Origin of the sequence: Streptomyces sp. NPDC029216, assembly GCF_040648015.1 — a bacterium.
Lineage (GTDB): Bacteria > Actinomycetota > Actinomycetes > Streptomycetales > Streptomycetaceae > Streptomyces.
Genome location: NZ_JBEZWL010000051.1, coordinates 1 through 19,033, shown reverse-complemented (window position 1 = coordinate 19,033; position 19,033 = coordinate 1). Strand labels below are relative to the sequence as shown.

14 protein-coding genes, 3 tRNA genes and 1 pseudogene are annotated in these 19,033 nt (G+C 72.4%); 8 read left to right on the top strand and 10 right to left on the bottom strand.

Going from position 1 to position 19,033, the window contains the following annotated elements; all coding sequences use genetic code 11:
* Window positions 1-48 precede the first annotated feature (48 nt).
* The 4 genes from AB0F18_RS19685 to AB0F18_RS19670 all read right to left on the bottom strand — a co-directional run bounded on the left by AB0F18_RS19685 (window position 49) and on the right by AB0F18_RS19670 (window position 5,668).
* Complete coding sequence (locus tag AB0F18_RS19685; RefSeq protein ID WP_362062235.1) at window positions 49-1,971, bottom strand: ABC transporter ATP-binding protein; 1,923 nt, start codon at window positions 1,969-1,971, stop codon at window positions 49-51.
* Window positions 1,968-3,701 carry an ABC transporter ATP-binding protein gene (locus AB0F18_RS19680; RefSeq protein ID WP_362062232.1) on the bottom strand — a complete coding sequence of 578 codons (1,734 nt, stop codon included), beginning with the start codon at window positions 3,699-3,701 and terminating at the stop codon, window positions 1,968-1,970. Before AB0F18_RS19680 ends, AB0F18_RS19685 begins: the two co-directional genes overlap by 4 nt.
* Window positions 3,702-3,888: 187 nt before the next feature.
* A complete protein-coding gene (locus AB0F18_RS19675) occupies window positions 3,889-5,328 on the bottom strand; it encodes an FGGY family carbohydrate kinase (protein ID WP_362062229.1) in 1,440 nt (479 codons plus the stop codon).
* Between the two features lie 40 nt (window positions 5,329-5,368).
* Entirely contained in the window at window positions 5,369-5,668 is a 300-nt protein-coding gene (locus AB0F18_RS19670; RefSeq protein ID WP_362062226.1) for a YtxH domain-containing protein, read from the bottom strand.
* Window positions 5,669-5,814: 146 nt separating this feature from the next.
* Here AB0F18_RS19670 and AB0F18_RS19665 point away from each other — a divergent pair.
* From AB0F18_RS19665 to AB0F18_RS19655, 3 genes are all read left to right on the top strand, one after another.
* Window positions 5,815-5,887: transfer RNA gene (locus tag AB0F18_RS19665), tRNA-Asn, on the top strand.
* A 5-nt stretch (window positions 5,888-5,892) separates the two neighbouring features.
* A tRNA-Asn gene (locus tag AB0F18_RS19660) sits at window positions 5,893-5,965 on the top strand.
* Between the two features lie 182 nt (window positions 5,966-6,147).
* Window positions 6,148-6,221 (top strand) — tRNA-Ile (locus AB0F18_RS19655).
* 183 nt (window positions 6,222-6,404) lie between these two features.
* Here AB0F18_RS19655 and AB0F18_RS19650 read toward each other — a convergent pair.
* Complete coding sequence (locus AB0F18_RS19650) at window positions 6,405-6,605, bottom strand: hypothetical protein (RefSeq protein WP_362062223.1); 201 nt, start codon at window positions 6,603-6,605, stop codon at window positions 6,405-6,407.
* A gap of 276 nt (window positions 6,606-6,881) precedes the next feature.
* On the opposite strand from AB0F18_RS19650, the gene AB0F18_RS19645 reads away from it, so the two are divergent.
* The gene (locus AB0F18_RS19645) at window positions 6,882-7,868 is read left to right on the top strand and encodes a LuxR C-terminal-related transcriptional regulator (RefSeq protein WP_362062220.1); all 987 of its coding nucleotides are present in this window, start codon (window positions 6,882-6,884) and stop codon (window positions 7,866-7,868) included.
* Window positions 7,869-7,886: 18 nt separating this feature from the next.
* On the opposite strand, the gene AB0F18_RS19640 is transcribed toward AB0F18_RS19645, so the two are convergent.
* Together AB0F18_RS19640 and AB0F18_RS19635 are read right to left on the bottom strand one after the other, a co-directional pair.
* Window positions 7,887-9,959, bottom strand: a complete 2,073-nt coding sequence (locus AB0F18_RS19640) for an FG-GAP-like repeat-containing protein (RefSeq protein WP_362062217.1) — start codon at window positions 9,957-9,959, stop codon at window positions 7,887-7,889.
* A 29-nt stretch (window positions 9,960-9,988) separates the two neighbouring features.
* Complete coding sequence (locus tag AB0F18_RS19635; RefSeq protein WP_362062214.1) at window positions 9,989-11,167, bottom strand: glutamate--cysteine ligase; 1,179 nt, start codon at window positions 11,165-11,167, stop codon at window positions 9,989-9,991.
* 224 nt (window positions 11,168-11,391) lie between these two features.
* Between AB0F18_RS19635 and AB0F18_RS19630 the strand changes: the two genes are divergently transcribed.
* From AB0F18_RS19630 to AB0F18_RS19620, 3 genes and pseudogenes are all read left to right on the top strand, one after another.
* Window positions 11,392-12,645 (top strand): MFS transporter, encoded by a 1,254-nt coding sequence (locus AB0F18_RS19630; RefSeq protein WP_362062211.1) that lies wholly within the window; start codon window positions 11,392-11,394, stop codon window positions 12,643-12,645.
* A 45-nt stretch (window positions 12,646-12,690) separates the two neighbouring features.
* Window positions 12,691-13,059 (top strand): annotated as a pseudogene (locus tag AB0F18_RS19625) (esterase-like activity of phytase family protein); the annotation flags it as partial.
* A gap of 73 nt (window positions 13,060-13,132) precedes the next feature.
* On the top strand, window positions 13,133-13,279 hold the full coding sequence (locus AB0F18_RS19620) for a hypothetical protein (protein WP_362062312.1): 147 nt from the start codon (window positions 13,133-13,135) through the stop codon (window positions 13,277-13,279).
* A 31-nt stretch (window positions 13,280-13,310) separates the two neighbouring features.
* Here the strand turns inward: AB0F18_RS19620 and AB0F18_RS19615 are convergent, their stop codons facing one another.
* The 3 genes from AB0F18_RS19615 to AB0F18_RS19605 all read right to left on the bottom strand — a co-directional run bounded on the left by AB0F18_RS19615 (window position 13,311) and on the right by AB0F18_RS19605 (window position 18,014).
* Window positions 13,311-14,660: a carboxyl transferase domain-containing protein gene (locus tag AB0F18_RS19615; protein WP_362062208.1), complete on the bottom strand. Its 1,350-nt coding sequence runs from the start codon at window positions 14,658-14,660 to the stop codon at window positions 13,311-13,313.
* Between the two features lie 685 nt (window positions 14,661-15,345).
* Window positions 15,346-16,980 (bottom strand): GAF domain-containing protein, encoded by a 1,635-nt coding sequence (locus tag AB0F18_RS19610; RefSeq protein ID WP_362062205.1) that lies wholly within the window; start codon window positions 16,978-16,980, stop codon window positions 15,346-15,348.
* Window positions 16,977-18,014: a rod shape-determining protein gene (locus tag AB0F18_RS19605; RefSeq protein WP_362062202.1), complete on the bottom strand. Its 1,038-nt coding sequence runs from the start codon at window positions 18,012-18,014 to the stop codon at window positions 16,977-16,979. Before AB0F18_RS19605 ends, AB0F18_RS19610 begins: the two co-directional genes overlap by 4 nt.
* A 221-nt stretch (window positions 18,015-18,235) precedes the next feature.
* Between AB0F18_RS19605 and AB0F18_RS19600 the strand changes: the two genes are divergently transcribed.
* Complete coding sequence (locus tag AB0F18_RS19600) at window positions 18,236-18,934, top strand: triacylglycerol lipase (protein WP_362062199.1); 699 nt, start codon at window positions 18,236-18,238, stop codon at window positions 18,932-18,934.
* Window positions 18,935-19,033 lie beyond the last annotated feature (99 nt).

Sequence of the window (19,033 nt, the reverse complement as noted above, 5' to 3'; positions counted from 1 at the left end):
AAGGGGGCGCCCCGAAGGACGCCCCCACCCGTGCGCGTACGCGGCCGGTCAGTCGACCTCGGCCACCGCCTGCGCGAACTGCGCCGCGTACAGCCGCGCGTACGCGCCGTCCGCGTCCAGCAGCTCCTCGTGCGTGCCCTGTTCCACGATCGAGCCGTTCTCCATCACCAGGATCACGTCGGCGTCGCGGATCGTCGACAGCCGGTGCGCGATCACGAAGGACGTACGGCCGTGCGCGAGGCGCGCCATCGCCTTCTGGATCAGCACCTCGGTACGGGTGTCCACCGAGCTCGTCGCCTCGTCGAGGACCAGGATCACCGGGTCCGACAGGAACGCCCGGGCGATGGTGATCAGCTGCTTCTCGCCCGCGCTGACACCCGCGCCCTCGTCGTCGAGGACCGTGTCGTAGCCGTCGGGCAGCGTACGGACGAACCGGTCCGCGTGCGCGGCCCGCGCCGCCTCCTCGATCTCCGCGCGCGTGACCTCGCGCGAGGCGCCGTAGGCGATGTTCTCCGCGATGGTCCCGCCGAACAGCCAGGTGTCCTGGAGGACCATGCCGATCCCCGAACGCAGCTCCTCGCGGGTCATCTTCGCGATGTCCACCCCGTCCAGGGCTATCTCGCCGCCGGTGACCTCGTAGAACCGCATCAGCAGGTTGACCAGCGTGGTCTTGCCCGCGCCCGTCGGGCCGACGATCGCGACCGTCTGCCCCGGCTCCACGCGCAGCGACAGGTTCTCGATGAGCGGCTTGTCCGGCTCGTAGCGGAAGGCCACCTTGTCGAGGACGACCTGTCCGCGCAGTTCCTCCGGACGCTCCGGAACCTCGGCGTCCGGCTCCTGCTCGGGCGCGTCCATCAGCTCGTACACCCGCTCCGCCGAGGCGACGCCGGACTGCACCAGGTTCGCCATCGACGCCACCTGCGTCAGTGGCATCGAGAACTGGCGCGAGTACTGGATGAACGCCTGCACGTCACCGATCGACAGGGTGCCCGAGGCCACCCGCAGACCGCCGACGACCGCCACCAGCACGTAGTTGATGTTCGAGATGAAGAACATCACCGGCTGCATGATGCCGCTGACCAGCTGCGCCTTGAACGAGGCCCGGTACAGCTCCTCGTTCTGTTCGGCGAAGACCTCCGCCGACTCCTTCTGCCGCCCGAAGACCTTCACCAGCGCGTGGCCGGAGTACATCTCCTCGATGTGGGCGTTCAGCGCGCCGGTGCTCTTCCACTGCGCCACGAACTGCGGCTGCGACTTCTTGCCGATCTTCGCCGCGACCACCATGGCCACCGGCACGGTCGCCAGCGCGACCAGGGCCAGCAGCGGCGAGATCCAGAACATCATCGCCAGCACGCCGACGATCGTCAGCAGCGAGTTCATCAGCTGACCCAGCGTCTGCTGGAGCGTCTGCCCGATGTTGTCGATGTCGTTCGTCGCCCGGCTCAGCACCTCGCCGCGCTTCTGCTGGTCGAAGTACGACAGCGGCAGCCGCGACAGCTTCGCCTGGAGCTCCTCGCGCATCCGGTACACCATGCCGTTCTGCACGAGGTTCGACAGCCTCGTCGCGACCAGCATCAGCAGCGCCGCCATCACGAAGACCGCCAGCGCCCAGAGCGCCACGACCCCGACGGCACCGAAGTCGATGCCCTCGCCCGGAGTGAAGTCGCTGCTCGCCAGCATGTCCGCCATGCCGCCGTGCCCCTGGGCGCGCAGCCCCTCCAGCGCCTGCTCCTTCGTCAGGCCCTTCGGCAGCTCCCGGCCGACGATCCCCGCGAACACCAGGTCCGTGGCCTCGCCCAGGATCTTCGGCCCGACCACCGAACAGCCGACGCTGCCGACCACGGCCGCGACCATGCCCCACAGCTTCGCCTTGTCCTGGGCCAGCTGGCCCAGCAGCCGCTTGCCCGACCCCTTGAAGTCCATGGACCTCTGGGGCGAGCCCATCATCATCCGTCCTCCGGGCCCGCTCATGCGGCCTCCGCCTCCGTCAGCTGGGAGAGCACGATCTCCCGGTAGGTCTCATTGCCGGCCATCAGCTCGTGGTGACGGCCCTCGCCGACCACCTGGCCCTCGTCGAGGACGATGATCCGGTCTGCGTCGCGGATCGTGGAGACCCGCTGCGCGACGATGACCACCGTCGCCTCCTCCGTCTCACGGGCCAGCGCCGCGCGCAGCGCCGCGTCCGTGGCGTAGTCCAGGGCCGAGAAGGAGTCGTCGAACAGGTAGATCTCCGGGCGCTGCACGAGCGTGCGGGCGATCGCCAGACGCTGGCGCTGGCCGCCGGAGACGTTCGTACCGCCCTGGGTGATCGGCGCGTCGAGGCCGCCCTCCAGCGCGGAGACGAACTCCTTGGCCTGGGCCACCTCCAGGGCCTGCCACAGCTCCTCGTCGGTCGCGTCCGGGCGCCCGTAGCGCAGGTTGGAGGCCACCGTCCCGGAGAACAGGTACGGCTTCTGCGGGACCATGCCGACCGTCCTGGCCAGCAGCTGCGGGTCCAGCCGGCGCACGTCCTCACCGTCGACGAGCACCTCGCCGCCGGTCGCGTCGAACAGCCGGGGCACCAGGCCCAGCAGCGTGGACTTGCCGCTGCCGGTGGAGCCGATCACCGCGGTGGTCTCGCCGGGGCGGGCCACCAGGTCCACCCCGCGCAGCACCGGAACCTCGGCGCCCGGGTAGTGGAAGTCGGCGCCGCGCAGCTCCAGCTGGCCGCGCAGGGAGAGCGTGCGCACCGGGTCGGCCGGCGGGACCACGCTGGAGTCGGTGTCCAGGACCTCCTGGATGCGCTCGGCGCAGACCTCGGCGCGCGGCACCATCATGAACATGAAGGTGGCCATCATCACGGCCATCACGATCTGCATCAGGTAGGCGAGGAAGGCCGTGAGCTGGCCGATCTCCATCTCCCGGCCGTCCACGCGCATCGCACCGAACCAGATGACGGCGACGCTGGAGATGTTCACGACCAGGAGGACCACGGGGAACATCAGCGCGAGCAGCCTGCCCGAGGCCAGCGAGACGCCGGTCAGCTCCGAGTTCGCGCCACGGAAACGCTCCTCCTCGTAGCCGTCGCGGACGAAGGCGCGGATCACGCGGTTGCCGGTGATCTGCTCGCGCAGCACCCGGTTGACCACGTCGAGGCGTTCCTGCATCCGGCGGAACAGCGGACGCGTCCGCCAGACGATCGCGCCGACCGACATGCCCAGGACCGGGACCACCGCGAGCAGGACGCCCGACAGCTTCACGTCCAGGGAGAGCGCCATGGCGATGCCGCCGACGCACATGATCGGCGCCGAGACCATCAGCGTGAAGGTCAGCAGCGCCAGCATCTGGACCTGCTGGACGTCGTTGGTCGTACGGGTGATCAGCGACGGCGCGCCGAACTGGCCCAGCTCCCGGGCGGAGAAGCTCTGCACCCGGTCGAAGACGGCGGCGCGGACGTCCCGGCCCAGCGCGGCGGCGGTCCGCGCACCGAAGTAGACGGCCCCGACGTTGCAGGCGAGCTGGACGAGCGAGACACCGAGCATCAGTGCGCCGAAGCGCAGGATGTATCCCGTGTCACCGTTGACGACACCGTGGTCGATGATGTCGGCGTTGAGCGTGGGCAGGTAGAGGCTCGCACTGGTCTGCAGGAGTTGCAGCAGCACCAGTGCGGCGATGGGTTTCCGGTGCGGACGCAGGTACGTCCGCAGAAGTCGTATGAGCACGCGCAGGCTCCGGTAGCAAAGATCGAGGGGGTTCACTCCATCTTGTGCCAAGCGGAGGCTTGATCCCTACCGCTTTTCGCAAAGCCGGGACAAAAGGAGTAGGCCTCTTCGTGCCAAGGTCCCCTTGCTGCCAGAACCCGGACCCGCAAGGGGTTGCGGACCGGGTACGACTCCTGTCATCCGCGGTTCAGAAGGCCCCTGGGTGCAGCTGCTCCCGCGTCGTGACGTACTGCTGACGCACCGCCTGCCAGGCCGCGAACTCCTCGCCCGGCTCGAACACCTGGGCGGCCGGGGCAGGCCACAGCGGCGGGGTGTGCGGGGCCAGCGTGCCCTGCTGCACCCCCAGCGCCCACGCCGCCTGCCGGGCCGCGCCCAGAGCCGCGTAGTCCGCCGGAGCGGGCACGACCACCTGCGTCCCGAACAGCCCCGGAGCGGCGGCCTGTACGGCGGGCAGCTCGGCCGCCGCACCCAGCAGGAACACCCGCCGGATGCCGACGCCCCGGTGCCGCAGCACGTCGAGGGCGTCCACCAGCCCGCACAGCATCCCCTCGAAGGCGGCCCGCGCCAGGTGTTCCGGCTTCATGGAGTCGCGGCGCAGCCCGGACAGGGTCCCGGCGCTGTGCGGCAGGTACGGGGTCCGCTCCCCCTCCAGGTACGGCAGGAGTACGAGCCCGTGCGCGCCCGGAGTCGACTTCAGCGCGAGCGCGCTCAGCCCCTCCAGGTCGGTGCCCAGCATGTCGGCGGTGCCGCGCAGGGTCCGTACGGCGTTGGAGGTGTTCACCACCGGCAGGTGCATGCCGCCGGCGTCGGCGAGGGAGGTGATCAGGCCGTTCGGCTCCACGAGCGCCTCGTGGTGCACGGCCATCACCGAACCGGAGGCCCCCAGCGAGACGACCGCGTCCCCCGGGCCCAGGCCCAGCCCGAGCACCGCGGCCGTGGTCTCCCCGGTCCCGGCGGAGATCAGCAGCCCCTCCGGGGTCACCCCGGCGACGTCGCAGGGCCCGAGCACCTCGGGCAGCAGCGCCTGGTGCCCGAGCGCCAGCTCGACCAGGTCCGGGCGGTACGCGCCGGTGGCCGCCGACCAGTACCCGGTCCCGGAGGCGGCGCCCCGGTCGGTGGTGCGGCGGGCGGGCCGGCCCAGCAGCTGCCAGACGAGCCAGTCGTGCGGGGACAGCAGCACCGACACCCGGCGCGCGGCCTCGGGCTCGGTACGGGCCAGCCAGGCGAGCTTCGCTATCGGCTGCGCGGCGTGCGGGACGGAACCCACGGCCGCCGTCCAGGCGGCCTTCCCGCCGAGCGCCTCGACCAGATCGGCCGCGGCGACCTGGCCGCGCTTGTCGTTGCCCACCAGGGCGGGCCGGACCAGCCCGCCCTGCGCGTCCAGCGGCAGCAGACCGTGCTGCTGCGCGGAGACCCCGATGGCCTGGACGCCCTCCAGCAGCCCGCCGCCGGCGGCCTCGCCGAGCGAGAGCAGCCAGGCCTGGGGGTCGGTCTCATGGGGCACCGTTTCGCCCGCGGACGGCGGATGGGGTGCGTAGCCCTGGCGCAGCACGGCGCCCGTGTCCGTGTCGCAGACGACGATGCGAGTGAAGGCGGAAGAGCTGTCCAGCCCGGCGACTATCCCCATGCGGAGAATTCTGCCCCACCGGGTGCCCCTCCCAGGAGACTCAGGTGTTGCTGGTTCCCCACTCGTCCTCGTAGCCCTGTCCCCGCTCCCGCAGCCCGGGCACCCGCCTCACCACGGACGGCGGCAGTGCGTCGCCGACCCTGTCGCCCACGGCGGCGAACGCCTTCCCCGCGAACGCCCGCCCGCTCTGGCCCGCGGTCTCGGCGGCGTTGCGCACCACCGGGTTCTGCGCGAGCCGCCGGGCGGACTTCTTCATCTCCTCGTAGCGTTCCCGTCCCGCGGCCGTACCCACTACGTACCCGAGGGCCACTCCGGCGAGGAACGTGACCTTGTACCGCATGCCTGCCACCCTTCGTCGTGTCGGTGCCCGGCCGGCTGGCGATACCGATTGGCGGAGCACCCCCCTGCTTGCGCTAATCTATGACTCGCAACGGGCGCTCGCCCCCCGGCAAGGCCGGAGGTGGGCTGTTCGTGGCACCGCAGCAATCCCCTGTAGCTCAATTGGCAGAGCAGCCGGCTGTTAACCGGCAGGTTACTGGTTCGAGTCCAGTCGGGGGAGCTCGGTCCCCTGTAGCTCAATTGGCAGAGCAGCCGGCTGTTAACCGGCAGGTTACTGGTTCGAGTCCAGTCGGGGGAGCAAGAAGGGAAGAGGACCCGATCGGGTCCTCTTTCTTTTTGCCCGAACGGGAACCGGGCAGCTTCCAGCGCGGTCTCTCTGAACATGCGAAGCCGATCATGCGAGGCATCCGAGGCAGGAGATCGTATGAGCGGCTATGCTGCGGCAGACGGCGCGCACACATGTACGCGCCACGCCGTGAAGGGGCGGTAGCTCAGCCGGTTAGAGCAGCGGACTCATAATCCGTCGGCCGTGGGTTCGAGTCCCACCCGCCCCACCGCGAGGCCTGTCCAGCAGAAACGTTTCGGCAGCGCCTGAGTGCCCCGACCCGGGTTTCCGGGCCGGGGCACTTGTGCGTTCTGGGGTGCCGACGTCCATGCCCCGCCCCCTGTGATGCGTGTCATAACGCGGCGAAGGCGGCCCCGGAGGGCCGCCTTCGAATGCCGGGGAAGGGGGGAGGTCAGTCCCAGCTGATGACCTTGGTGTCCATCGGGGCCGAGTCCCAGCTGATCACCTTCGGGCCGGCGGGGGCGGCGGCGCGGACCGAGTCCCAGCTGATGACGCCCGGGCCGGGCTCCGTGGCCGTAGCCGTGGCGGTCGCGGTGGCGGACAGCAGGGCGGTGAGCGCGGCGGTGGTGACGAGGCGGGCGGTGCGAGACATGGAATCCCCCTGGAGCGAGCACGTGTGGCTGGAGCGGTCGGCTTGCGCGCTGTACCGGTCCGGCCTTGCGGCCCTGGCCTGGGGTGGGGCTCCGTGCCCCGCCGTCCCGGTGAACACCATCCTGCTCGCCCGCCCGGGCCGGCAGAAGAGGATCGCGATGGCACCAAGGTGACTGACACCTTGGTGTCGCCTCGGGGCTCCGACCTGCACAGCTTTAAGATCACTGGAGTCGGCGGACGCTTGTCCGCCGGGATCCATCCGGGCCGGGGGGCACACATGCTGGAAGCATTGGGACTGGACAGACACGTCGAGGCCGTCTACCGCGAGATGCTCGCGGATCCGACCGGGGGAGTGGCCGAACTGTGCTCCCGTCTCGGTATGACCGAGGGGCAGGTGCGCGACGGGCTGGACCGGCTCGTCGACCTCGACCTGCTCGCTCCCTCGCGGGAGAACACGGGGGGTCTGCGGGCCGTCAGCCCCGAGGCGGGGCTGGAGCAGATCCTCCGCCGCCAGGAGGAGGAGCTGCTCCGCCGCCAGCAGGAGCTGGCACTGAGCAAGGCGGCCGCCGCCCGCGCCGTGGCCGAGTTCGCGGGACTGCGGCCCAACACCGAGACCGACGGCGCGGAGCGGCTGGTGGGGCTCGACGCCATCCAGTCCCGGCTGGAGGTGCTCGGCCGCGGGCTCACCGGGGAATGCCTGTCGATCATGCCGGGCGGGGCCCAGTCCCAGGCCAGCCTCGACGCCTCCAAGCCGCTGGACGAGGACGCGCTGAGCCGCGGCATCCAGATGCGGGCCGTCTACCAGGACAGCGCCCGCAACGACCAGGCCACCCTCGCCTACGCCCAGTGGACCACCGACCGGGGCGGCCAGGTCCGCACCAGCCCGGTCCTGCCGCCCCGCCTGGTGATCTTCGACCGGAAGACCGCCGTGGTACCCATCGACCCCGCGAACTCCCGGCTGGGCGCCCTGTGCACCACCTCGCCCGGCATCGTGGCCTCCCTCGTCACCCTCTTCGAGCAGACCTGGGAGACCGCCGTCCCGCTGGGCGCCGCCCGCGAGCAGGCCCCGGACGACGGGATCACCGCCGGCGAACGGGAACTCCTCAAGCTGCTGGCCTCCGGGCTGACCGACGAGGCCGCCGGCAAGCGGCTCGGCGTCTCGCTGCGCACCGTCCGCCGCCAGATGTCCGGGCTGATGGAGCGCCTCAACGCCACCAGCCGCTTCGAGGCCGGCCTGCGGGCCGCCCAGCGGGGGTGGCTCTGAGACCGGCCCCGGAAGGGGTCAGGCGAGGTCGCTGCGGAACCAGTTCCAGCTGCCGGAGCCGGAGTCCCAGTTCTTGACGGGGGTGTTGAAGCCGGAGCCGGAGGAGGAGAACCTCCACAGGCCGCTCCGGCTGCCGCCGTCGGCCTGGTGGCCGTAGTCGTACAGGACGCCGACGTCGGTCTTCCCGTCGCCGTCGAAGTCCCCGGCGGTCACCTTGGCGGAGTCGGCGTTCCAGCTGTCGGAACCGGAGTCCCACTTCCTGACCGGGCCGCTGATGCCGGAGCCGGTGCTGGTGAAGGTCCACAGGGCGGTGTGGTTGGTGCCGTCGGCGTCCCGGCCGTTGTCGTACAGGACGCCGACGTCGGCCTTGCCGTCGCCGTTGAAGTCCCCGGCCACCATCTTGGAGCGGCTCCAGCTCCAGGAGCCGGTGGTGCGGTCGTCGTTGTCCCACTTCTTGACCGGGGCGCCGAAGCCGGATCCGGTGCTGGTCATGGTCCACAGGGCGGTGATGTTGGTGCCGTCGGCCTGGCGGCCGTTGTCGTAGAGGATCCCGACGTCGGTCTTGCCGTCGCCGTCGAAGTCCCCGGACGTGAGCTTGGAGCGGCTCCAGCTCCAGGAGCCGGTGGTGCGGTCGTCGTTGTCCCACTTCTTGACCGGGGCGCCGATGCCGCTGCCGGTGCTGGTCATGGTCCACAGGGCGGTGATGTTGGTGCCGTCGGCCTGCTGGCCGTTGTTGTAGAGGATGCCGACGTCGGTCTTGCCGTCGCCGTTGAAGTCGCCGGAGGTCAGCTTGGAGCGGTTCCAGTTCCAGGAGGCGGTGCTGTCCCACTTCTTGACCGGGTTGGAGAAGCCGGATCCGGTGCTGGTGAAGGTCCAGAAGGCGGTGTGGTTGGTGCCGTCGGTGTCCTGGCCGTTGTTGTAGAGGACGCCGATGTCGGTCTTGCCGTCGCCGTTGAAGTCGCCCGTGGTCACCTTCGAGCGGCTCCAGTTCCAGGAGCCGGATCCCGAGGCGATGTTGTCCCACACCTTCACCGGGGCGTTGAAGCCCGTGCCGTTGCTCGTGTACGTCCACAGGCCGGTGTGGTTGGTGCCGTCCGCCTCCTGGCCGTAGTTGTAGAGGACGCCGACGTCCGCCTTGCCGTCACCGTTGAAGTCGGCCTGGAAGGTGGAGCTCGCGTCGCCGTTGGAGGTGATGATCTGGGTGCGGGAGTTACCCGTGTTGCCCTGGGTGTCGGTGACCTCGGCGGAGACGATGTGCTTGCCGTCCGGTACCGAGCTGGAGTCGAAGTCGAAGCCGTACGGGGCGGTCGTCCGCTTGGCGACCTGCTTGCCGTCCACGTAGTACTGGACCGAGGCGATCGGGTACGTGCCGTTGGACACGGCCGCCGACAGCTGGGCGACACCGGAGACGGACGTGCCCGGCAGGCCCTTCAGCGAGACCGACGGCGGGGTGGCGGACTGCAGCTTCGGCGAGATGTACCCGCTGATGGTCTGGCCCCAGGGGGACTCGCCCACGCGGTAGCGGGTGGTGGTGTTGGTGGACACCATGTTGTGCTGGTTGCCGCCGGTGATGGTGACGTAGCCGCCCGAGATGTCGGTGACCATCGCCACGTGCTGGGCCCAGCCGTTGCTGTACTCGTAGACCACCGCGTCGCCCACGTGCGGGGTGCTCGACAGCGTCCCGTACTTCTCCCCGTAGGCGTAGAAGCTGGAGGCGGCGTCGGTCAGCGTGGCCATGCCCTGGACGTTGTGCCGCGACCAGACCCAGCCCACGAAGTCCGCGCACCAGGCGTGCGCCTGCCCGCCGTACCCGTCGCAGCTGCTGTACTGGTTTACGCCGCCGTCGTAACCGCCGTGGGCACAAGGGCCGTTGCCGTTCTCGGCCTGCGCGTCGGCGGCCATCAGCTCCACCTCCGAGGCGGCGTGCGCCGGGACGGCGGCCAGGCCTCCGATGGCGGCGGCGACGACGAGCGCGGCCAGGCCGGTACGGACGCGGGCGGACTTACGGCCCGTTACGGACGGGGCGGATGCGGCGGATGCCGCGGACGTCCACCGGGCACGCGAAGGGGCCGCAGGCGCGCGCGTCGGCACCTGCGGCCCCGGTCTCCGGCGGGCGCCGGCTAGAACTTCTCCGTCTCCTCCACCAGCAGGCGCAGCACGTCCGTCAGGTCCTGGCGGCGCGCGAAGGCCGCCCGCTGCCGGGCCGCACCCGACCCGCCGCGCAGCAGCCCGCCCAGGGTCCGCGCCGCGTGGTCCAGGTCGCCCGCGGCGGCCAGGTCCGGGGCGACCCGGTCGAGCAGGGCCTCCGCCAGGTCGGCCGCCGGGAGCTCGGCCCCCGTGTACGGGTCCAGGCCGAAGCCCTCCAGGCCGTCGTGGGCCGCCCGCCACCGCGCGAGACGCAGTACGTCGTCCCGTACGGGCTGTTCGGGCCGCTGCTCCGCGATGTCGCGCAGCGCCGAGGAGACCAGGGCGCGGCCGAGCTCGGCCTGCAGTACGGCCGTGTCGATGTCCGGGGACATGTCGGGCGCCCGGATTTCGAGCGTGGGCCAGTTCCCGGAGGGGCGGAGGTCCCAGTAGACCATCTTGGTGTCCAGGGCCGCCCCGGAGCCGAGCAGGGTCTGCACCGAGCTCCGGAAGTGGGCCGTGGACGCGAAGTGCGGGGGCGGACCCGCCGAGGGCCAGCCCGACCAGGCCATCGCCCGCCAGCTGGAGTGGCCCGTGTCACGGCCGCCCCAGAAGGGGGAGTTGGCCGCCAGCGCGATCAGCGTGGGCAGCCACGGCCGGACCCGGTTGGACACCGCCACCGCCGTGTCCACGTCGAGGGTCCCGATGTGGATGTGGCGGCCGCAGCTGACCAGGGTGTCGGTCAGCGCGCCGAACCGGCGGTGCTGCTCGCGCTGGCGCGGCTCGTCGTCGGTCAGGTGCAGCGGCCCTTCGACGGCCACGACGGGCGAGGGGGCCGCCAGCAGCCGGCAGCCGTGCTCGCGGGCCGCCGCGGCGAGGGTCCGCCGCAGGGCGGCGAGCTCCTCGCGCAGGGTGATCGCCGAGTCGGCGACCGGGGTGGAGATCTCCACCTGGTACCGGGTCCCCTCGGCGTGCAGCTGCGCGGGAAGCCCTGCCGCGGTGGCGAGGACGAGCGGGGCGGCGGGGACCACCCGTAACGTGCGGTCGTCGACGAGCAGGAACTCCTCCTCCACCCCGACCGTGAGGGGGGTGGTGACACCGCTCGCGGGGCGCAGGCTGTGGCCCGCGGGGCCGGTGTCACTGGTGCTCGTGGTGCTGTTGCCAGGATCGATCACTACGCCTCCCTGGACATACGAGTCTTTCATCATGAGCCGAACAGGCGGCGGGGAGGCCACGCCGATCCGGTCAAATGTCGGGTGATAATGGCGAGTTAGCGGCAAGAGCGACCCCGCCCTGAAACGCCGGATCCGGACGGGGCGCGCGTGACGGGAGTGCGAAGGACCCGACGGACCCTCCCGGGCTCCAGAGCCGCCCTAGACGGGGCTGGTTACCATCCCGTGTGACTGGTACCGCCTCCCCGCCCCGACCCAAGCGACGCATACTCGCCGACCTGACCCCGCTGCGCACCTCCGCCCACTACCGGCGGCTGTGGGTGGGCGGCACCATCTCCTGGATGGGCCAGGCCATGACCGCCCTGGCCATCTCGCTCCAGGTCTACGAGATCACCGGCTCCAGCTTCTCCGTCGGGCTGGTCGGGCTCTTCTCGCTCGTCCCGCTCGTCGCCTTCGGCCTGTACGGCGGCGCCATCGCCGACACCGTGGACCGGCGCAAGCTCGGCCTCTACAGCCAGATCGGGCTCACCGTGCTGTCCGCCGGCCTGGCCGCCGCGGCGCTGCTCGACTACCACCGCGTCTGGCTGCTCTACACCGTCGTCGCCCTCCAGGCCGTCTGCGGGGCGCTGAACGGGCCGGCCCGCTCGGCCATGATCCCCAAGCTGCTGCCGCCCGAGCAGCTGCCCGCCGCGAACGCGCTGGGCTCCGTGACCATGACCTCCGGGACCATGCTGGGCCCGGTGCTGGGCGGGCTGATCGTCGGCTGGTGGGGGTACCAGGCCGCGTACCTGATCGACGCGGTGACCTTCGTCGCCGCCCTGTACGCCATGTGGCGGCTGCCCGCGATGCTGCCGGAGGGGCGCAAGGGGCGGGCCTCGGTGATGGACGGGCTGCGCTTCCTCGGAACCACGCCCAACATCCGGATGACCTTCTTCTCCGACATGGCCGCGATGATCTTCGCGCAGCCGAAGGCGCTGTTCCCGGCCATCGCCGTGCTCTGGTACGGCGGCGACGCCAAGACCGTCGGCCTGCTGGTCGCCGCACCCGCCGTGGGCGCGCTGCTCGGCGGGCTCTTCTCCGGCTGGCAGGGGCGGATCCGGCGGCACGGGCTGGCCATCCTGCTGTCCGTCGCGGGGTGGGGGCTGGCCATCGCCGTCTTCGGCCTGACCCGCAACCTCTGGCTGGGGCTGCTCTTCCTGGCGCTGGCCGGGTGCGCCGACACCATCTCGATGGTGTTCCGCTCCACGATGATGCAGACCGCCACCCCGGACGGGATGCGGGGCCGGCTCCAGGGCGTGTTCATCGTGGTCGTCGCGGGCGGGCCCCGGCTCGGGGACTTCCTGGCCGGAACCGTGGGCGACCTCGCCTCCCCGTCCGTGGCCGTCACCGGCGGCGGGCTCGCGTGCGTGCTCGTACTGGGGCTGCTCGCCGCGCGGTGGCGGTCCTTCGCCCGGTACGACGCCAGGTCGCCGGAGGCGTAGGGGGAGGGGCTGGGGGCCCGTTGTGAACGGGAGTCGGCGGGTTCGTTGCCGTTCTGCCCGCCCCGACGGCCGACGCCGCCCCGGCGGACCGGGCCTGCTCCCCGTACATGTCCGTCGCCGGCTACTCCGACTCGCTCGACAAGGCCCAGCTCGACGGGAAGCTCGTCGGCGGCATCTCCGGGCTCGCGCTCGACCGGCGTCCCGCCGGCGTTCCGCGTCGCCCCCGAGGGCCGGGCCACCGCCAACCAGACCTTCGAGTCGCTCACCCTCCTGCCGGGCGGGCACACCCTGGTCGCGGCGCTGGAGGGCCCGCTGGCCGGGGACGGCAAGGACGCGCGGGGGCGCACCCTCCAGCGGATCCAGACGTGGGAGCGGCGCCGGGACGGGGAGTTCGTCCTGGGCCGGCAGTACGCCTACCCCGATCGGCGACTTCGACACCTGCCCGACGCTGGGCGCCCCGTCGGAGCTGCCGCAGAACCATCCCCTCGTGGACAACATCGAGGACATGACCGTCACCGGCCAGGACGGCGCGGGCCGCGTCCGGCTGCTGCTGGCCAGCGACGACAACGAACTGCCGCAGCAGGTCACGCGGCTGTACCGGGTGGAGGTGCGGGTGCCGGGGCGGCTTGGATGAGCCGGCGCCCTTTGGGCCTGGTGTTTCGGGTCTAGCCCTTCGGGCCGACGATCCCCCGGGCCACGCCGAGGTCGACCAGGTCCTGGGGGCGGATGCGGAGCTGGTCCGCCGTGGCGGGGGCCTCTTCGGCCGGGCGCTTGAGGATGGCCGCCGCCAGCTCGGGGGCGATGACGGAGAAGTAGCCGTCCGGGGTCACCCAGGTGTTCCCGGGCGCGGCCAGGGCCAGCGCCCCGCCCGAGCCGCCCTCGCCGATCAGCAGGGTCGTCACCGGTACGGTGGCCGCCGCGACCGCCGCGAAGCAGTCCGCGATGGCCGGGCCGGCGCCCGCGTGCTCGGCGGCGGCGTCGTTGGCCGCGCCCGGGGTGTCCACCAGGGTGAGCACCGGGATCCCGAGCCGGTCCGCGAGGCGGATCACGCGGGCCGCCGTACGGTAGCCCGCCGGACGGGTGGCGGTGCCGCACTGGGCGGCGTACGCGACCGCCCGGCCCCCGCGCAGCCCGAACCCGCACAGCATCCCCGGGTCGGCGGCCCCGGCCCGGTCCCCGCGCAGCGGCAGCCGCAGCTCGAAGTACGCGTCCAGGTACGCCTCCGCACGGGGTCGCTCGGGGTGCCGGGCCTGCCGGACGGCGTCCCAGCCGGTCAGCGGGGGCGTGACGCCGCCCAGCGCGGCCGGGGGTTCGACGGGGGAGACGGCCCGGGGCGCGGCCAGCACCCGCAGCCAGTCCGCCACGGCCGAGGGCAGCTCCGCCGCGGGGACGACGGCGTCGACGTGCCCGGCGTCGTACTGCCCCTCGGCGGTGTAGGCCGCCGGATCGGCATCGGCCGGCCGCACCCGGGACCCGGCGAAGCCGACCTGCGCCCCGGGCAGTGCCAGAACCACGTCGGCCCCCGCCCCGAGGGTGGCCCACCCGCCACCGGTGGTGGGGTCGCGCAGCACCGCGATCTGCGGGAGCCCGGCGGCCCGGGTCAGCACGCCCTGGCGGGCCACCCGCTGGAGCTGCGCCAGCGCGAGCATCCCCTCCTGCATGCGGGAGCCGCCGGTGGCGATCAGGGAGACCAGCGGCAGGCGGCGCTCGCGGGCGTGCGCGTAGGCGGCCTCCAGCCGGTCACCGGTACGGCGGCCGAGGCTGCCGCCGAGGAAGCCGAACTCGAAGGCGATGAGGGCGGCTTCACGGCCACCGATCCGGGCGGTACCGGTGACGACGGACTCCCGCTCCCCGGTCCGGGCGGTGGCCCGGGCCCGCGAGGCGTCGTACCCGGCCCACCCGAGCGGCCCGTCGTCGTCGGGGTACTCCTCCGCCCGGGGCACGGGCAACTCCTCGAAGCTCCCGAGGTCGATGAGGGCGGCAATGGCGGCACGGGCCGAGAGACGGGTCGTCACGCGGCCAGGGTAGGCGGTGGGGCGGGGGTTTGGGGGTGGGCGGGGCCTGAGCCGGGCGGTCTCAGAGCAGCCTTGGGGGTTTCCCGTCAGTCCCACTGTCCTTCCGGTTCGGGCCGGGCTGTCAAGGGCGCTCCCTTCGGTCGCGTCGCTTCGCGATGTCGCTGCGCTCCACCCTTGACAGCCCGTCCCGCCCCGGAAAGACAAGGACTGCCGGGAAACCCCCAAAAGGACGGGCCGGTCGTTCCTTGGCCATGCGGCTCCCTCAGCGATGAGGCGGGGCGGTCGGGGCCCGCCTCGCCGGGCATCCGGGCCGACATCGTCGGCCTTCGGGGCCGCCCTCCGCACCAGATCGCTACGCGCTCCTCCCGTCTCAGCGTCCGCCGCCCGCCTGGGGCTGATACCCGCACCTGAGGACGAAGGGATCGTCATCCGGGGCCGGCGGGCGCCTCAGATCGCTACGCGCTGCCCAGGTTTTGGCGTCCGGCGGCCGTCCGGGGCTGGTCGTAGGCGGGTTGGACGTTGGCGGCGGCGGTGGTGACGCCCGAGGCGATCGCGAAGCGACGCGACCGAAGGGAGCGCCCTTGACAGGGCGGCCCGACGCGGAAGGACGATGAGACTGGCGGGAAGCCCCCAACCCTCCCTGAGGCCGCCCCACTCGGGCACCGCCCTCCCCCGTCCCGCCCGGCTACAGCTCCGACTCCCACGTCACCGTCGTCCCCCTGGCGCCCGCCTCCGTGTGGCCGTCGTCCGAGACCGTCAGACGGACTCGGGACGGGGTGGCGTCGACCTCGACCTCGATCGTCGTGACCCCGCTGCGGCGGTGGGCCGCTGCCAGGGCGGTGCGGAGGGTGGACAGGAGGGCGTCCGTGACGCGGTCCGGGAGCAGGGCGTCCACCGCGCCCGCGAAGTGCACGGACGGCTGGAAGCCCAGCAGGACCGCCGCCCCGCCGGTCTCCCGCAGGACCCTCCCCCGGAACGTCGTCGGGGCGTCCGTCGGGGGCTGCTGGAGGGCGAAGATGGCCGTGCGGACCTCCTGGATGGTGGAGTCCAGCTCGTCCACGGCACGGCCCAGCTCGTGGCCCACGTCCTCCACGTCCCCCGAGGGGGCGTTCGAGGAGCGCCGCCGGGTGCTCTCCAGCATCATCTCCGTCGCGAACAGCCGCTGCACCACCAGGTCGTGCAGGTCGCGCGCGATGCGGTCGCGGTCCTCGTACACCGCGAGCTGTTCGCGGTCGTGCTGGGCGTCGGCCAGGACCAGCGCCAGTGCCGCCTGCGAGGCGAACTGGGAGGCCAGCAGCCGGTCCACCGCGTCGTACGGGGGGCCGCCCCGGGCCCTGGGCAGGGCGAGGGTGCCGATCAGCTGGCCGCCGCTCTGCAGCGGCAGCATCATGCTCGGACCGAACCGCTTGCGCACGTGCGTGGTCATACGGGGGTCGGTCGCCGAGTCCTCTATGAACACGGGTTCCCCGCCCAGCAGCTGCACCAGCACCGGCGAACCCGGGGCGATGGTCGTGCCGATCAGGTCGCCGGGGTCTCCGTGCGTGGAGGCGGCCACGATCTCCATGCCGCCCTCCGGGGTCGGCTGGAGCACCACTCCCGCCGCCGCGTCCGCCAGCAGCCGCGCCCGTTCGGCGACGCACATCAGGGCGTCGGCCGCCGGGCGGCCCGCCAGCAGGGTGGTGGTCACGGCTGCCGCGCCCTCGATCCAGCGCTCCCGGCGGCGCGCGGTCTCGTACAGCCGGGCGTTGCCGATCGCTATCCCCGCCTGCGAGGCCAGGACCCGCATCAGCGCGAGGTCCTCGTCGGTGAAGGGGTCGCCGCCGTGCTTCTCGGTGAGGTAGAGGTTTCCGAAGACCTCGGTGTGCACCCGGATCGGCACGCCCAGGAAGCTGCGCATGGGCGGGTGCCCGGGCGGGAAGCCGGCCGAGCGGGGGTCCTGGGTGAGGTCGTCCAGCCGCAGCGGCCGGGGGTCGGCGATCAGCGCGCCCAGCACGCCGCTGCGGCCGTCGGGCAGCCGGGGGATCGCGGCCCGTTCGGCCTCGGTCATCCCGGAGGTGAACAGCTGCGTCAGCCGGCCGCGCTCGGGGTCGACGACCCCGAGCGCGCCGTAACGGGCCCCGCACAGGTCGGTGGCGGAGTCCACGACGTGCTGGAGGGTGGCCCGGAGCTCCAGCTCCGAGCCGACGCTGAGGACGGCCTCCAGCAGTACCGGCAGACTGGACGGCGCCCCGCCCGCGACCAGCCCGCCCGACCCCGTACCGGCCGCCGGCTCCACGCCCGGACCCGCGCCCGGACCCCCCTCGCCAGGGTCCCGCGTCATTCGGCCAGCGGGTTGAGAACCATCGGGGCGATCTTCCCTTCGAGCATCGCGCCCAGTCCCAGGACGGCGCACACGTCGGGCCGTTCCGCGATGGCCACCGGCATTCCGGTCGAATCCCTCAGCATCTGGTCCAGCCCGGGCAGCAGGGCGCTGCCGCCCACCATCATGATCCCCCGGTCCGTCAGGTCCGCGACCAGGTCCGGCGGGCAGTCGCGCAGCACCTTGCCGATGCCGTCGAGGACGGCCGTCAGCGGGGTGTGGATGGCGTTCCGGACGGCGGCGGTGTCCACGTGGACGGAGCGGGCCAGCCCGGTGGCCACGTCGCGGCCGTGGATCAGGGTGGAGGCGGGGCCATCCGGGGTGATGCCGTTGCCGTGCAGGGCCAGCTGGAGCGGGCGGACGGCCTGGCTCGGCAGCATCAGCTCGTGCGCGTGCCGCAGGTGCTGGACCACCGCGTGGTCGATGGCCTCGCCGCCGACGGGGATCCGCTCGGCGGTGACGATGGAGCCGAGGGAGAGGACCGCCACCTGGGTGGCCGCCGCCCCGCACACCATGATCATCGTCGCGGTCGGCTGCTCCACCGGCAGGCCGCAGCCGACGGCCGCCGCGATCAGGGTGTCGACCAGTTCGACGCGCCGTGCCCCGAGTCCGACCATCGTCTCGACGGCCGCGCGCTGGGCCAGCGGGTCGGCGTCGTGCGGGGTGCAGCAGGCGGCGCGCAGCCGGGGCTTGCGGCGCAGGGCGCGGCGCAGCTTCTCGCCCAGGAGGTGACGCAGCATCCGCTGGGCCATCTCGATGTCGACGACGGTGCCGCCGGAGACGGGGCGTACGACGCGGATGTAGTCGGGCGTGCGGCCCGTCATCCGTTCGGCGAAGGTGCCGACGGCGATGAGCGCGCCGGTGCGGGTGTTGACGGCGGCGACGCTGGGCTCGTCGACGACCAGTCCGGCGCCCTTCACGTAGACGCGGGTCCTCGCGGCTCCCAGGTCGACGGCGACGTGGCAGCGGCGCAACTGCTCAAGACTGACGGTCACGGCAGGTCCTCCCGAGAGCGCTGGTGCAGAAGGGACCGGCGGATGCCGGTCGCAATTCATATCTTCTCGGGTCAATGGGGCATACCGCCCGCTGGAATGCTCCGGCTGGGGCGTGGCGTACGGGGCGTACGTGCTGCACGGGGGTGGATTTCTGTACCGACAGGCAGCACCATGCGCGCACCATCCGCGCTACCCGTGCGTAACAAGGTAAAGGGGACCCGATGCTGACGCCCCGCCAGAGATTCCTGGCGCTCCTGACCCTCTGCCTCACCCTCGTCGCACCCGTTCCGGCCCACGCCGCCCCCGTCGGCGCGCCGGCCGCCGCCGCCCGCAATCCGGTGGTCTTCGTCCACGGTTACAACGCCGACCCCGGCGTCTGGGGATCCCTCCGCGAGGACCTGCGGGCCGACGGGTACGCGGACTCCGAGCTCTTCTCCTTCGGCTACGACACCCACCAGTCCGTCAACGAGGTCCTCTCCGGCCGTCTCGCCGCCTACGTCGACGACGTGCGGCGGCAGACCGGCGCCGCCCGGGTGGACGTCGTGGGGCACTCCTTCGGCTCGCTCGTCAGCCGCTGGTACGTCAAGTACGGCGGCGGGACGGCGGCCGTGGACCACTGGGTCTCGCTGGCCGGCCCCAACCACGGCACCTCCACCGCCTGGGCCTGCGCCCTGTGGGACCAGGCCTGCCGCGATATGACCCCGGGCTCGTACGTGGTCAAGAACCTCGCCTCCGGCGACGAGACCCCGGGCGAGGTGAAGTACGCGACCTTCTGGTCGGACTGCGACGAGGTGGTCAACCCCGACGGCAGCGTCCCGCTCGCCGGGGCCCTGAACACGGCCGTCGGCTGCCTCAAGCACAACGACCTGCTCGGCGACGACGCCACCTCGGCCGGGGTCCGCGCCTTCCTGCGCTCCTAGGGTCTGTCGTCAAAGTCCCGTCTGCCCCGCGACGCCTGGCACGCACTCTCGCCGCACCGGGCGCAAGACCGAGTACGCCCAGTACGAGGTCTTGCGCCC